The 14654-nt window shown below is 46.5% G+C and carries 11 protein-coding genes and 6 pseudogenes; 13 read left to right on the plus strand and 4 right to left on the minus strand.

Annotated features, from left to right (window positions below; genetic code table 11):
- Positions 1-19 precede the first annotated feature (19 nt).
- Positions 20-1086: pseudogene (locus ON05_RS03670) on the plus strand (IS630 family transposase).
- A 40-nt stretch (positions 1087-1126) separates the two neighbouring features.
- On the opposite strand, the pseudogene ON05_RS03675 reads toward ON05_RS03670, so the two are convergent.
- Positions 1127-2653: pseudogene (locus ON05_RS03675) on the minus strand (IS5 family transposase).
- Positions 2654-2919: 266 nt separating this feature from the next.
- On the opposite strand from ON05_RS03675, the gene ON05_RS03680 reads away from it, so the two are divergent.
- Positions 2920-4037 (plus strand): IS630 family transposase gene (locus tag ON05_RS03680; protein ID WP_262561145.1). Its coding sequence is split into 2 segments (ribosomal slippage): positions 2920-3334 and positions 3334-4037, totalling 1119 coding nucleotides; the frame shifts between segments, so codons are not numbered across the junction.
- 224 nt (positions 4038-4261) lie between these two features.
- Here ON05_RS03680 and ON05_RS03685 read toward each other — a convergent pair.
- The gene (locus ON05_RS03685; RefSeq protein WP_010472706.1) at positions 4262-4486 is read right to left on the minus strand and encodes a hypothetical protein; all 225 of its coding nucleotides are present in this window, start codon (positions 4484-4486) and stop codon (positions 4262-4264) included.
- 397 nt (positions 4487-4883) lie between these two features.
- Positions 4884-5405: a Spy/CpxP family protein refolding chaperone gene (locus ON05_RS03690; protein WP_010472705.1), complete on the minus strand. Its 522-nt coding sequence runs from the start codon at positions 5403-5405 to the stop codon at positions 4884-4886.
- 1209 nt (positions 5406-6614) lie between these two features.
- Here ON05_RS03690 and ON05_RS03695 point away from each other — a divergent pair.
- From ON05_RS03695 to ON05_RS03735, 11 genes and pseudogenes are all read left to right on the plus strand, one after another.
- Positions 6615-6800: pseudogene (locus tag ON05_RS03695) on the plus strand (transposase family protein); the annotation flags it as partial.
- Between the two features lie 190 nt (positions 6801-6990).
- On the plus strand, positions 6991-7203 hold the full coding sequence (locus ON05_RS38365; protein WP_396148616.1) for a hypothetical protein: 213 nt from the start codon (positions 6991-6993) through the stop codon (positions 7201-7203).
- A gap of 5 nt (positions 7204-7208) precedes the next feature.
- Positions 7209-7688 (plus strand): hypothetical protein, encoded by a 480-nt coding sequence (locus tag ON05_RS38370; protein ID WP_396148619.1) that lies wholly within the window; start codon positions 7209-7211, stop codon positions 7686-7688.
- The gene (locus ON05_RS38375) at positions 7655-8338 is read left to right on the plus strand and encodes a Mu transposase domain-containing protein (protein ID WP_396148622.1); all 684 of its coding nucleotides are present in this window, start codon (positions 7655-7657) and stop codon (positions 8336-8338) included. The genes ON05_RS38370 and ON05_RS38375 overlap by 34 nt, the downstream gene beginning before the upstream one ends.
- Before the next feature lie 126 nt (positions 8339-8464).
- Positions 8465-9283 carry an IS21-like element ISAcma26 family helper ATPase IstB gene (istB, locus tag ON05_RS03705; protein ID WP_085945281.1) on the plus strand — a complete coding sequence of 273 codons (819 nt, stop codon included), beginning with the start codon at positions 8465-8467 and terminating at the stop codon, positions 9281-9283.
- 179 nt (positions 9284-9462) lie between these two features.
- A pseudogene (locus ON05_RS03710) lies at positions 9463-9795 on the plus strand (ISAs1 family transposase); the annotation flags it as partial.
- An 87-nt stretch (positions 9796-9882) separates the two neighbouring features.
- Positions 9883-11272: pseudogene (locus ON05_RS03715) on the plus strand (ISKra4 family transposase).
- Positions 11273-11282: 10 nt separating this feature from the next.
- A pseudogene (locus tag ON05_RS03720) lies at positions 11283-11868 on the plus strand (ISAs1 family transposase); the annotation flags it as partial.
- 238 nt (positions 11869-12106) lie between these two features.
- Entirely contained in the window at positions 12107-12595 is a 489-nt protein-coding gene (locus tag ON05_RS03725; RefSeq protein WP_262561148.1) for a hypothetical protein, read from the plus strand.
- Positions 12586-12825 (plus strand): hypothetical protein, encoded by a 240-nt coding sequence (locus ON05_RS03730; RefSeq protein WP_262561149.1) that lies wholly within the window; start codon positions 12586-12588, stop codon positions 12823-12825. Before ON05_RS03725 ends, ON05_RS03730 begins: the two co-directional genes overlap by 10 nt.
- A 14-nt stretch (positions 12826-12839) precedes the next feature.
- On the plus strand, positions 12840-13172 hold the full coding sequence (locus ON05_RS03735; RefSeq protein WP_262561151.1) for a hypothetical protein: 333 nt from the start codon (positions 12840-12842) through the stop codon (positions 13170-13172).
- Between the two features lie 477 nt (positions 13173-13649).
- Here ON05_RS03735 and ON05_RS03740 read toward each other — a convergent pair whose 3' ends face one another.
- The gene (locus ON05_RS03740) at positions 13650-14492 is read right to left on the minus strand and encodes a DUF1350 family protein (protein ID WP_010477286.1); all 843 of its coding nucleotides are present in this window, start codon (positions 14490-14492) and stop codon (positions 13650-13652) included.
- Positions 14493-14654 lie beyond the last annotated feature (162 nt).

A 14654-nucleotide genomic window follows, 5' to 3' on the forward strand; every position in this document is an offset into this window, starting at 1 on the left:
TGTTTTTAGCCAACCAATCATGCCTGATAAATATATTGTGACGCTAACGCCTGAAGAACGCAGTGAGCTGATGCAACTCACCCGACGTGGAACCTTGTCAGCGCGAAAAATGAAACGAGCCCAGATTTTGATGTTGGCAGATAAGGGACACAAAGACGACACCATTACTCAAATGCTCAATGCAGGCATCTCTACCGTGCATCGTACTCGCCAGAAATTTGTGGAAGGTGGTGTGGAGTTCGCCCTCAATGAGCGTCCCAGGCCAGGGGGGCAAAAGAAGCTCGATAGCAAAGCAGAGGCCTTGCTCATTGCGACAGCTTGTAGCGACCCACCTACCGGTTGTTGCCGGTGGACCATGCAGCTATTGGCAGAACGGCTAGTTGAACTCAACGTCGTCGAAAGCCTATCGGATGAAACGGTGCGACGCACGCTCGAAAAAACAGCTTAAGCCGTGGCTAAAAGAGCAGTGGTGTTTTTCTACTGTAGGCGCAGACTTTGTTTGGCGGATGGAGAACGTTCTAGATTTGTATGCCCAACCCTACCATCCTGAGGAGCCTGTTGTTTGTTTGATGAACGGCCTTGCCAACTGATTGGCGAAACCCGGGTGCCCCGTCCACCAAAGCCCGGTCGTCCCCAACGCTACGACCATGAATATGAGCGCAAGGGCACTTGTAATATATTTGGCTTTTTCAACCGCTTAAAAGTTGGCGACATTTGAAGGTGACTGAGCATCGAAAAAGTGAGGACTTTGGGGTGTGCATGCAGTATCTAGTAGATGGTCTGTTTCCTGATGCTCAACAAGTGCACGTTGTCTTAGACAATCTCAACACCCATACTCCCGCTGCACTCTACAAAACCTTCAAACCTGATGAAGCTTTGAGGATTCTCAGTCGCATCCAGTTTCACTACACTCCAAAACATGGCAGTTGGCTCAATATGGTTGAGTTTGAGTTTTCGGCTCTTTCTAGGCAGTGCTTAAATCGACGAATTCCTGATATTGAAAAACTCCGGCATGAGGTCACCGCATGGGAACAAAGGCGTAACCGAGATAAAACGACGGTTAATTGGTTATTTAGGGTTTGCTGAAAAAGTAAATTGAGCTAATTCCTGGCATCAAATCGTACAATCAACCCAGTTGTGACGGCCAGGGCCATATTCCTTCACTGGCCCTAGAAAAGCCCCAAGGCAGCCCTGGCAGCTCCATAACGCTTTCCAACACCAGCAATCCCACCCAAAAATGAATGATAAAAGGTGGCGGAGCCACCGCTCTAGATTCATCACCAAGAACGTGATAGCAATCGCACTAGCAGCCGTATCCGCTAACTTCGCCATCACTCGATTCAAGCCAAATCTTCGCTTGGCCTGCCCAAACTTGCCCTCAATTTGGACTCTCACCTTTTCGTCCTCCCGTGCTTGTTGCTTGAGTCGGCCCTGCACCTGGGGGTCTTGTTGAGGTCTTCCTAACGGTGGTCCACTCAATCGGATACCTCGAGCTTTACACCATCGTCGATTAGCTCGGGTTCGATAGATTTGGTCGGCATGGACTGAGAGAGGATAATGGCCAAAGCGACGATGAAAAGCTTCCACTTGATATTGAAGATGCTGGGATTCATTGAACGCATCCCAGCTTAAACGTTCCAGAAACACACATCCGTTGACACAACTGAGGGATAGCTTGGCCCCAAACTCAACAGGTACTCCAGCTTTGCCTCGGACCATCGGTCGGACATGAGGCTGAGTGAGGCTGACAATACGGTCATCTACTCGACGCACGTGCTGTTGATACATCCACTCTTGCTGTCGAAAGACTTCATGAATCACCAGCAACAGACGGTACTGTCGCCGGGACAGTCGGGACAGAGACGCTCCTAAAGCTATCAATCCATCAATGTGGGCTAGATTCCGACGCACATAGCCCAACTGCTGACGAATCCCTTTACGAATCAGCTTGCGACTCGGTTGACGTTTCTTGGCAATGGCCAGATAAGCTTTGCGGGCCTTTTGGCGGTAGGTGCGAGGTTTGCCCTTGAGAGACAGCATGACTTGAGCATATAAAGCATCAAGGATGGCTTCACTCGCTTTGCGGGCATCATTGAGCAGATCTAAGTCTGTCGGATAGCGAATATCGGCTGGCGCACAGGTCGCGTCTATCAACAATTGGCCCTGGTTGGGAGGGGCAGGAGGCTCATCTTCGTCATCTTCAGGAGAAGGAGATGACTCAGGGGACATCACAACAGGAGAACCCTCAGATGCGAGCACTGATTCCACGACTGCGTCGTTGACTTGAGTCAGCAGCTCTAGATTCAACCGTTGGCGAAAGTGAACCAGCATGGAGGCATCAAACGGAGCACTCTCTCGATATTCACTAAACCCCAGAAAGTACTGCAAGTAGGGGTTCTCTCGAATCTGTTCTACGGTCTCTGCGTCGGATACACCCAATTTCTCTTGATGATTAAGGTCCCTAAGGCCACACGAAAGGGTTTGGCAGGTGCCCCATGGTCTGACTGAATTGCTCTGCATACTCTGACTCAAAGCTCTCCCAAGGAATCAGCTCGGCGAGTTTGACCCAGCGATTCTCTTCTGATAGTTTGCCTCCGAAGGGCAAGTAGAAGTTCTTAAAGGACAGTTGACCGGGGGATGGACGACGATACATTGGGGTGCATGTGCAAAGGTTTTGAGTATTTTGAACGATTTTCCTTGCACTTCTCAAGGGCGCTCAACACTTGGATACACTGCAAATATTCAACCTTAGACTTTCGAAGCAAGCCCTATTTACAGTGGATGATGCACGAACTAAACTCAGCCGACTCTATCCCCAAACTACCCTGTCATAATCACTGTGGTGAAGCACTAGTGCTCGACCACACTGAATTAGATAGGTAAGCTAGAAACAATCTAGCTGTTTTTAGCCAACCAATCATGCCTGATAAATATATTGTGACGCTAACGCCTGAAGAACGCAGTGAGCTGATGCAACTCACCCGACGTGGAACCTTGTCAGCGCGAAAAATGAAACGAGCCCAGATTTTGATGTTGGCAGATAAGGGACACAAAGACGACACCATTACTCAAATGCTCAATGCAGGCATCTCTACCGTGCATCGTACTCGCCAGAAATTTGTGGAAGGTGGTGTGGAGTTCGCCCTCAATGAGCGTCCCAGGCCAGGGGGGCAAAAGAAGCTCGATAGCAAAGCAGAGGCCTTGCTCATTGCGACAGCTTGTAGCGACCCACCTACCGGTTGTTGCCGGTGGACCATGCAGCTATTGGCAGAACGGCTAGTTGAACTCAACGTCGTCGAAAGCCTATCGGATGAAACGGTGCGACGCACGCTCGAAAAAAACAGCTTAAGCCGTGGCTAAAAGAGCAGTGGTGTTTTTCTACTGTAGGCGCAGACTTTGTTTGGCGGATGGAGAACGTTCTAGATTTGTATGCCCAACCCTACCATCCTGAGGAGCCTGTTGTTTGTTTTGATGAACGGCCTTGCCAACTGATTGGCGAAACCCGGGTGCCCCGTCCACCAAAGCCCGGTCGTCCCCAACGCTACGACCATGAATATGAGCGCAAGGGCACTTGTAATATATTTGGCTTTTTTCAACCGCTTAAAAGTTGGCGACATTTGAAGGTGACTGAGCATCGAAAAAGTGAGGACTTTGGGGTGTGCATGCAGTATCTAGTAGATGGTCTGTTTCCTGATGCTCAACAAGTGCACGTTGTCTTAGACAATCTCAACACCCATACTCCCGCTGCACTCTACAAAACCTTCAAACCTGATGAAGCTTTGAGGATTCTCAGTCGCATCCAGTTTCACTACACTCCAAAACATGGCAGTTGGCTCAATATGGTTGAGTTTGAGTTTTCGGCTCTTTCTAGGCAGTGCTTAAATCGACGAATTCCTGATATTGAAAAACTCCGGCATGAGGTCACTGCATGGGAACAAAGGCGTAACCGAGATAAAACGACGGTTAATTGGTTATTTACAGTGGATGATGCACGAACTAAACTCAGCCGACTCTATCCCCAAACTACCCTGTCATAATCACTGTGGTGAAGCACTAGTGAAAACGGCTGAAGTCGAGTATCTTCAATAACTTGGCCTTATATTGAACCTTCGATGCAATACCTTGTTAAGGCTCTGGCCAAGCTTCGATCAAACTCACCCTTAATTTTTTATCCAAGTTATTAGAGGAGTTTGCGAATTTCGAGGAAGATCAACGAATCTACTACTCATTTGATTCTTCAACCTACTAACACGAGGTGTTATTAATAGTCGCAAAATAGCTCAGATTGCTTGATTAACTGTTGTAGTTCATCACATTCCATTCCTTGAATAGCCATTGCAAGGCCAGTATGAACCAGCGCTAATCTCTGCCGTGCTTCTGGACTTAAATCTTCTGCAGCTTCTTCTGCACAATCTAGGATTGTAGCTGTCATGGTCAAGTTATCAAAGGTAACTGCTAATGCTTCGGCTAACAGGCTGGTTAACATGATCTCCCCGCTTTTTTCCTGAGTTCTCTTTTATCATCTGCCAAAGTAATTGGGAGCGAAACAGAGTTATCACGGATTTGTTATGCAAGGTGGCCCAAAACTCTAGTGGTTTACCCGGATAGCGATCATACTTAGTCCAAGCCCGAATCACTGATAGGTTCTAGTGGTTTACTCGGAGGAGGAACAACACAAAGGATATTTCTGCCTAGTTTTTTTATGTGATACTCCATAGTGAATAGTTTAGGAGATAGGGAAGCCATTCGATACTATATTCAAGGCACCAAACCACACTAGCTAGGGTTTTGAGGGGTAAGTGAATTTATTATCTTTCCAATAACCATAATTCCAAGTCTGCTTTGGGTTAGGAATTATGGTTATTGGGGTAGTGCTTGTGGCACTATTCCCCTTGAGCGCTTCCTGGTCTATGATGTCGACGACCATGGCGGCGCCCCCAACGGCCTTTTCTTTGCTTCTTGAACTCTGCCATTTTAGTTCGTTGCTCAGGTGTGAGAACTTGTCGAATCTTTAGTTTGGTTTCAAATCGGGCTTCACCCATGTCACGGCGCAAGTCTTGTAAAACTCGATGTTGGGCTCTCAATTCATCATCAGTTGCATCACTACCCATCAAGGTCTGCATTTTGTCTCTAGCAGCTCGCAAGGCTTCTCGTTTTGCTTGCTTATCCTGTTTATTCTGCTCTCGAATCTGATCAATTTCTGCGGCTTGCTCTGGGCTGAGATTCAGTTGCTGACGGAACTGCTCTCGTCGACGTTTTTTGAACTCTTCCTTATTTGGTTTTTCAGTTGTCTCTTGTGCAATTGCGTAGCTAGGAAACAAGGATTCGGTCGCAATATTCAAACCATTCCCTATGGGGATTAATAGTGGTAAAGCAGCCAGTAAATAAACAGCACGGAATTTCATACTAGAAAACCTCTTGTTTGAAGATGTTGGGTAGATGTGTGTGCATTAGTGCTCCCAACACTCTCATCATAAGAAAAGCACCTCTATGACCGATAGGATCGCATTTCCCAAATTGTTATGGATCTAAAGAACCGGATGGGAGTAGTACCAAAGTTCTAGGTCCCAGGTAAAAAGTGAAGGTAGATCGACTGAACTTTAGTCTGGCTCAGAAGATGTATATTTTTTCATACCAAACAAAGACCTTAGCATAAGTATTCATTAAAAATATTCTCAAGTGTTATTTTAATGTATTTTGCATATACTCACTTTAAAAACCAACTTTAAAAAAACTTTTTTAATCAACTCATTAATCTCCTTGTTCAATATCAATATTTATATCAAAAAATTCAAATAAGAATAAAATTCAAATGAGATAAACTTCAAAAAAAAACATCCCTTTCTTAATAATTTCATAGTCCAGATGGCCATCAATATATCCAATAGGCCATCCAGATCCTTAATAAGCTATGCCTTACCCACAAGTGGATTAAACGCATATGCAGAAGCATTTTTGGTGCTAAGACAAATGTTTCAATATCCCGTAGATTGGCCTTTTCCACAGCATCGTCAACGACAGAATAGGGGTTCAACCTCCTCGCCGTGCCCACTAGGCATTCTCTGGGGCAAAGAATAAGGGGGGTTAGCTCACCTCAAGTCTTTTGCTGGTAAGTACTTCAGGACTTGTGGGTAAGGCATAGCCTTAATAAGGAATAAAGGCAATAGCCTTAAGAGAAGAATTAAAAATATGAACATCACAAGTAAAACTTGCTAACCAACATCTCTAAGCCCTTATAGAAAATCACTCTAGAGATGCATAACACTAAAAAACAATATCCCATTTAAAGATCACGCTAGAACATAGAAAAATTACATTTTTAATGTGATCCAGATTGGGTAAATTTTTTGTCTTGGTCGATATATTACAAAAATATAAATAATCAAATTAAAAGCAATCTTTTAACTCTTATATTAATAAAAAAAAGAGAATTTATTACGGCTTATTTTGATATATCTAGCACTTCAGTCAACGTTCTCATTAGATTTTTCTGTTGGAGGAATCCACAATGCTAAAGCCCATTAAAGTTACGATACTAGGTCTGATAGCAGGGTTGTTTTACGTTCCTCCTAGAAAAAATAGGATGGTTCTACTGACCAACAGTAGAGAGACCGATGAGCCATCTAATCGATACTTTGAAGCAAGTCCCGGATTTCCGCAGTGCCCATGGCCGTATTCATCCGTTATGGCTGCTGTTGCTATTGATGGTGATGGGCATGCTTGCTGGATATCAAGGGTACCGTCCGTTAGAAACCTTTGTGAGCGATTATCGCCAGCCTTTAAGTGAGCTATTGGGTATTAGACGACAATCGAGCTGACGGATTAATGACGATGTCGTGTCGGCTATAGCTATGAAGAAACCAGCCATCCCCTGAGAGGGATAAAACAAAATCTCAATTCTCTAGAAACGATGTGTGAGATCGCGTTTCTAGAATTTAATCTCAAGAAAAAGACACTTTTAACATCCCCATTCGATAGAGGGCTGTACAAGTGCCTAACAAAACAATTGATTCCTATCATACTCGTGTTTATATGAACGGAAGAGACCTCGGCTTGAAACAAGCTGATGCAGCTTACATTGCCGAAATATCCCCCCGAACCGGCCAACGAATTGAGGCCGGTACCCATCAACCTAATCGCGGCCGCATGCAGGACCAACGCACCGTCCCTGACCCTTGGCGGATGTGTGGGAAGACGAGCTAGAGCCAATGCTGCGTCGAGATCCGCGCCTCAAACCCATGACCCTGTACGAGTATCTGCAGGATAAATATCCAGGCCAGTATCCCCAAGTCCTGCGGACCCTGCAACGTCGGGTAAGAACGTGGAAAGCCTTGCATGGTCCGAGCCCTGAAGTGATGTTTGAACTACGTCATGAACCAGGGGTACAAGGGTTCTCCGATTTTACAGAACTCAAGGGCATCACGATTACCATTGCCGGTAAACCGTTTGAGCATCTGATATACCATTACCGTCTGGGATATAGCGGCTGGCGATATGCCCAGATTATCCAAGGAGGCGAAAGCTTTGTCGCCCTTTCAGAAGGATTACAAAATGCCTTTGAAGCCTGTGGAGGTGTTCCTAAACAGCATCGTACCGATAGTTTGAGTGCAGCCTATCGCAACATGGGCGGCCGTCGGTCCAAAATCTCACGCGTTTGTACGACGAACTGTGTGACCACTATCGGCTAGAACCCACTCGTAACAACAAAGGTATAGCCCATGAAAACGGTTCAATCGAGTCTCCCCATGGTCATTTGAAGAACCGAATTAAGCAGGCGATCTATCTGCGCGGCAGTGCAGATTTTACGAGCGTTGCTGAATATCAAGCCTTGATTGATGCACAGGTCGCCAAGTTAAATCAGCAGTGCCAAACCAAGTATGAGCAGGAAAAAGAGCATCTGCAACCCTTACCTAAATATCGAACCCCTGACTATGAAGTGCTCACGGCCAAAGTCAGCAAACGCAGCACCATTGATGTCCGCTGCATTCTATACACCGTTCCTTCTCGGCTAATTGGCCGTCAATTGGAACTGCATCTATACCACGACCGGATTGTCGGCTATCTGGAACGACACCCGGTTGTGGAACTGCCAAGAAAACGCGTCAGTGGCAAAGGCAAACGTCGAGACCGTTGCATCAACTATCGCCATGTGATTGGTTCAATGCGATTGAAGCCTCGTGCTTTTATCTATTGCACCTGGCAATCAGACCTACTTCCCAATCCTGAATACCGCCAAATTTGGAAACAGCTCAAAGCTCAATTTGACCTGGAGCAGGCTGCCAAATCATCGTTGAAGGTCTCTATATTGCTGCAGTTCAAGATAAAGAGCAGGCCGTAGCAGCATACTTACAGCAGCAACTCCAGGCGTCCAGTCTCACCCTCAATCGCCTGAAAAAGCAGTTTGAGCCTCCTCAGATGAAGCAGGTTCCTGACCTCAGCATTGAACAACATTCCCTCGACCTTTATGACAAACTCCTCCCCTCCTACTCAGTCCCCGCTAAGCCCCTACCAACACCTGAGCCTCTATTTAAAAAAGCTCAGGCTCTCCCACATGCTGACCCATTGGGAATCTATCGAATCCCAAGCTATGCAGGAAAGCTGGTCCTATGCGGAATTCTTACTGGCCTTGTGCGAAACGGAAACTCAACGAAGAGAACAAGCTCGTCTAAAGCGAGCTCTCACCGAAGCCAGACTCCCAAACGCAAAAAGTTTTACCAACTTTGACTTTAGCCATTGCCCCCAGCTCAATCCAGCTCCCTTAATGCAATTAGCCGCAGATCCAGGGTGGTTGGAGCGGGCCGAGAACTGCCTCCTTCTGGGGCCTTCGGGCGTTGGAAAAACACATTTGGCTACTGGGGTCTCCCAAAAGATGCTGGAGTTTGGTAAACGGGTGAAGTTCTTTGCAGCCAATGCATTGGTCCAACAATTGCAACAGGCTAAGCTCCAACTGCAGCTGCATCCGGTGCTCAAAAAACTGGACCGCTATGATCTATTGGTCTTGGATGACTTGGGCTATTGCAAAAAGTCGGAAGCGGAAACATCCGTTCTGTTTGAATTAATTGCGCATCGCTATGAACGTAAGAGTTTGTTGATTACAGCCAACCAACCCTTTAGCCAGTGGGACGACATCTTTACTGATTCGATGATGGCGGTGGCTGCCATTGATCGCTTAATTCATCACGGTTTGATTATCGAAATTCAAGCCGATAGTTATCGACGTAAATCAGCGACTCAGAGGACTACTCAAACTCAGTCTCAACCTCAAAAATCTCAGTCCAAATAATCGAGCGATCACAGGTTGTCATTTCGATCACGGGTTGTCGTTTTGATCTGAAAGTGTCGTGTTAGGTCTGAAAAAGAGCTAGCGCAAAGGAGGTGTGCGCCAAATAATACGGTTCAATTTTAGGGGCTGATCCGACTTTTGGTTGTCGCGACATCGCCTATGGGGTTGACATCCAATAATTGGGGCTTGAGAGCCTCGAAGTTCCGTCTCACTGTACCTTTCGTCGAGTGATGAAGGGGCTTGACTTCCAAGCGTTGAACCACCAATTTGAAGCATGGATGCTCTCGAAAGCCCAGACTCACTCTCCCGATAATTATGCAGCCTCCATTGATGGCAAACGGATTCGTCAGGGGCTGACAGATGCCAAGGGGAAGCAGCGTTTTGTAGGGTTGGTGAGTTTATTTGCGGTGGAAGCAGGCATCACCCTCAAGCTCGAAGCCCTCACTCAGGAGGATAATAGCGAAATCAAAGTCGTCCAGGCTTTGTTGGAAACCCTTCAACTCGATGGCTTGCGGGCGTAAGCACAGAATCGGGGATGTATGGCTCAAAGAAAAACGGGTCAAGGACAATAGATCCTGTACCCGAATCAAAAACTTGTCATGAGCCTAACATCGCAATTGCCAACCGTACTAGAGCATCACGAATTTCTAGAACAGGTCGAAGCACTCAAAGAAGCACCCAGCCTGAGTCAGATGGTTTATATCGTTCTGCAAATGGGTTTGTTTTGGCTCGCTGGCTTCTGGAGGATGAACTCTCACGGCGAGCAAAAACAGTATTGGAATGGCCGAGGTGTCCCACTTGCGGAACCCGCTTGCACTCGAAGGGATGGGAATCTCGTCAGATGCAGACACTGGTGGGAAATATTGCCTGAAAGCGACGGGTGGGTCGTTGTCCCCACAGGTGTCCAGGTAGTCTATCCGCTCCTTTGGATCAATCCATTGGGATTACCTCCTATCAGCACAGCAGTGAAGAATTGGTTCGTCTAGGCTGCTTGTTAAGTCTATTTATGCCCTATGAACTGGCCAGTTGGATGCTGAGTCAGTGGAGTGGTTTATCCGTCAGCTCATCAAGCTTGTGGAGTTGGGTGCAAGTCATGGGCAACAAAGCTTATCAGGAGCTAGAGACTCAACTCAAAGCTCAAGCCTCAGGTGACCAGACTCCTTGTGAAGCGATTTCAGAGGTGTTGTCTGCTCTACCTTTGGCCATTGCTGCTGACGGTGTGATGGTGCCCTTTCGCCCCACCCCGAAAACCCCCAAGGGAAAAATCCAGTGGCGAGAAGTCAAAGTTGCTATCTTAGCCCGCCTAGGAACACGGGGCACCCGAGCACAAAAGCGTGTCCCCAACTACTACGTCGAAGACTGGTGGCAGTATTGGGCGATATCGACCAGTTCATCCCCTTACTGCACCTCGAAGCCCGCAAACAAGACTTTGAATCGGCCCCAAGCGTCATCTGGTTGAGTGATGGGGGGCGAGGCTTCTGGCGAGTCTACCGCACCTTGTTCTCTCACTGTGCTGTGGCAGTTCTCGATTTCTTTCATGCAGCAGGCCATCTTGCACGAGCAACAAAAGCGATGTTTGGGGATGCTCGCTCTGCTCAAGCCCAAGCCTGGTTTCGGCGCTGGCGACACCAATTGCGACATGGGCAACACCTATTAGTATTGCGGTCCTTGACGATGTTGATTCACTCACAATTGTTTACGGGCAAATCTTTTACGACGTTGCTCCAGGTACAGGCTTATTTCCAGCGCCATCTGCGACACATCCAATATCGCCACTTTGAACAACTACAGATACCGCTGGGGTCAGGAATGGTCGAAAGTGCTTGTAAGTGGCTGATTCAACAGCGCTTTAAGGGGGTTGGTATGCGCTGGAGTGAGGATGGTTTCAATCATCTACTCATGCTGCGGCTTGCCTGGGTCAATCAACGGTTTGACTCCCTATTCCCAGGGGTAACCATTCCGAAGTCTAAGGCATCCCCGATCCATTAGCTACGCCCATGGCTTGCTGATTACCATGGATGCCTTACACGCCCAAAAAAACACTTGAGAAGATTGTGGCCTCGGGTAACGACTATCTTGTGGCGGTCAAATCCAATCAGGGAAGACTTTACGACCACCTCCAGACTTACTTTGAGTGTCTTAAACCCATGGCTGAGCACATCCACTCCGCCCAAAGTAGAGGACGAGATGAACATCGGTGTATACAGGTTTATGAGCCTGTCGGCATAGCCCTACAAGAATGGGAGGCAATTCGCTCTGTGCTTTGTGTCCAACGATGGGGCACTCGCAAAGGAAAGGAGTATCACAATACGGCCTATTACATCAGTTCAGCTGCCACCTCACCCCAGCATTGGCAATCTCTGGTCCGAGAACATTGGGGCATTGAAAATCGGTTGCATTGGCCGAAGGATGTTGTTTTTGGCGAAGATGATTATCGACTCGAAGATGAACAAGCACTGCTCAATTGGTCAGTGCTTAGAACTATTGGGATTAATATCCTGCGGCTAAACGACTATCAATCCCTCAAAACCGCGATGACTAAGCTGGCTAATCGGGTCGATATTATTTTTTCGCTGCTAACTTAAAACAGCCCTGGGTCTGATAGCAGCAAATACAACCACACTCGCGATCCCTTACTCCCCTGAGCTTGGGCAACAATCCGAAGCTCTTGAACAGAATGACAGTTCATTAGTAGCACATGGTCACAGGCGAAGAAGCTGACTGCCTGACAGAAGTATCTCAAAGCCTTTATTTTCATAGTCTTTGAGAAAAGAGTGGAGCGACATGTGAAGCTAGATTTAAGCACAAATCAGCGTTACTCAAATGTCAGGCTCCACCCAAATTTATCGTCAACTGTTCTCCTTTTTACGTCAACACAGCCATTATCGAGATTTGCGTCATCTCATGACCCTGGGATGGATGGTGAGCGCCTTAATCTGCAGTGAACGATTATGCTTATCTGCTTGGGAATCCTATGTCCCCTGCCGAGCAAAAAAAGCCCAAAGTGTCGAGCGTCGCTGGCAACGCTTTCTGTGCAATCCGCTCATTGATGTCCACAAACTGTATGTCCCTTTGGTCCTTCTAGCGCTTAAGAACTGGCGAACCCATCGCCTTTACCTAGCGATGGATACCACGGTTTTATGGAATGAATACTGCATGATTCATGTATCCGTTGTCTGCTGTGGCAGAGCAGTACCGTTGTTATGGAAAGTATTAGAGCACAAGAGTGCGGCGGTTGCTTTGAGGAATATCAACCGCTATTGCGTCAGGCCCGTTGGTTATTACGGCAGCATCCAGATGTCATGTTGTTAGCAGATCGTGGGTTCGCGAACCATCAACTGATGAGCTGGTTACAGCAGAGCCGTTGGCATTACTGTCTGCGTATCCCATGTGATGTCCTTCTCCATGGCCCCGTCAATGTCCAAGAGAAGTCCGTAGGTTATGGCCATCCAAAGGAGAAGCTCTCCTCTACCGTAATGTCGGGCTTTGGGATGATGGCCTCTATCGGTGCAATTTGGTACTGGCGAATATCCGAGGCGTAAAAGAACCATGGGCAGTGATTACAGATGAATCACCCTCGTTACAAACCTTGTGGCAATACGCCTTGAGGTTTCGGGTGGAAGAATTATTCCTCGATAGTAAATCTGGTGTGTTTGAGCTTGAAGAGTCGAAAATTCGCTGTGCTGATGCTCTGGAGAGGCTGTACCTGATTGCTGCTGTGGCACTGCTATACAGCACGACTCAGGGGATGGCTGTTCATATTAAAGGGCTACGCCAACAGGTTGATCCCCATTGGCACAGAGGCATTAGCTATCTCAAGATTGGAGCTATCTCAAGATTGGATTGCGGTGGCTCAAGGGGGTGGTCCATAAAGGACGGGAGTTGTTGATGCCAGTCCCCTTATTCACCAAGGATCCGCAACCGTATTTTGCCTCTAAAAAAGCTCAAAAGAAACACTACAACAAAATCTGGTTCTCTCGTATCCGCTCTCTACAGTGCAAAGCTTTATGAGCTATGGAATACAAAGATCTGTCAGGCAGTCAGGGCGAAGAAGACAAGAATTTCGTCGGGTTCGTTGGCGTTGGCATAAAAAATGGGTATGTTTTCGACGCCCAATTGTTACCTACCGCCATGGACGTAAGATAGTGAAGTTTAAGCGTCATTGTCGCTGGAAAAGATATCGAGTAAGGCATTTCGAAATTGATGCTAATTGATAATAACCCAACTCGTAGGCCAGAAAAGCATCAATAATGTCATCGTTTAAATATACCTAAACGGCTCAAGGAAAATGAAATTTCCTTGAGCCGTCAATAAGGCTTAGCACTGCACTATCCTTTGATAGTGTTTCAACAGCGCTAGGTGCTGGTTAAAGCGCTTTTAGGAATTTCAAGACAGTTTCGACTAGTACTGAATCGCCCAGCCGAAACCCCATCGGTGTCAAATGCTCGCCAGGTAATTCAGCCATCTGGGCAGGCTTGTGGGGTAAATTCTGTTTCAACCAATCTACAGTATCTTCAGCAATTTTATCTTTCGTAAATGAGATTAAACCCATCAGTCCAAATAACTGACTTCCCTTAATAAGGCAATGAGTCTCTTCCACACTAGGTTTAACATCTAACCCCAGTCGTTTCACAAAATCTGCGACTGCCTTAACAGGTATCGCACTTTCAATGCCTGTAATAGCTGGAGCCATCAATATAGAAGGCTGATTCAAGAGAGAAATATCTTTGAAATCAACTCCTTTTAGGCGATCTTCAAGTTCCTGATACTGATCGAGACCAACACAGTTTCCTAAAATCTCTTTTTCAGACTTGGTTTCTAGATCCGTTAGTAATTCAAGTAAAGCTATATATTTATTTCCTAAACTATGTCCTAACCAGAAATAATTCTTAGTTGCTGATTTGGGATTCTCTTCATAGATTTTATAATCATAGTTCCGCCGTTTTGCCTCTTCTAGAATAGCTAGACGGAGGGCTCTTTGCTCACGAACTAGTCCAATGGCGACAGACCAGTGGCGAAATGTAAATCGATAGGGCAAAGCAATAATCGTATATCCCTGGTCATAGATCTTTTGTAGGAGAAATCGGTAGAAGATGGTGGGGAATGAGCCAAAAAAAGCGCCTCCAATAAATTGAACAACCCCAACAGGCCTTGGATGGATCGCAACCCAACTAAATTGCAATGGTAAAAATTTAAATGTTGATTGCATGAAAACCCTCATCAAATTTGATTTTCAGGACAGCCAACAGGTAATCAAACCTATTAGCTCAAACCTCAAGCCCCACCTTCCCCACAACGGCAAAAAGAATTCCCTCTCCTTAGAATTTAAATTTATTGTTAAGCCATGGAACTACTACCAGTAGTATGGATG

This window comes from Acaryochloris sp. CCMEE 5410, assembly GCF_000238775.2.
Classification (GTDB): domain Bacteria; phylum Cyanobacteriota; class Cyanobacteriia; order Thermosynechococcales; family Thermosynechococcaceae; genus Acaryochloris.

What these genes read in the sequence shown, in the direction of transcription:
- ON05_RS03730 (WP_262561149.1), top strand. Translation starts at nt 12,586, where the DNA reads ATGTTGTTAGCAGATCGTGGGTTCGCGAACCATCAACTGATGAGCTGG.
- ON05_RS03740 (WP_010477286.1), bottom strand. Translation starts at nt 14,492, where the DNA reads ATGCAATCAACATTTAAATTTTTACCATTGCAATTTAGTTGGGTTGCG.
- ON05_RS03685 (WP_010472706.1), bottom strand. Translation starts at nt 4,486, where the DNA reads ATGTTAACCAGCCTGTTAGCCGAAGCATTAGCAGTTACCTTTGATAAC.
- ON05_RS03725 (WP_262561148.1), top strand. Translation starts at nt 12,107, where the DNA reads ATGTCAGGCTCCACCCAAATTTATCGTCAACTGTTCTCCTTTTTACGT.
- ON05_RS03690 (WP_010472705.1), bottom strand. Translation starts at nt 5,405, where the DNA reads ATGAAATTCCGTGCTGTTTATTTACTGGCTGCTTTACCACTATTAATC.
- istB (WP_085945281.1), top strand. Translation starts at nt 8,465, where the DNA reads ATGACAAACTCCTCCCCTCCTACTCAGTCCCCGCTAAGCCCCTACCAA.
- ON05_RS38370 (WP_396148619.1), top strand. Translation starts at nt 7,209, where the DNA reads ATGCTGCGTCGAGATCCGCGCCTCAAACCCATGACCCTGTACGAGTAT.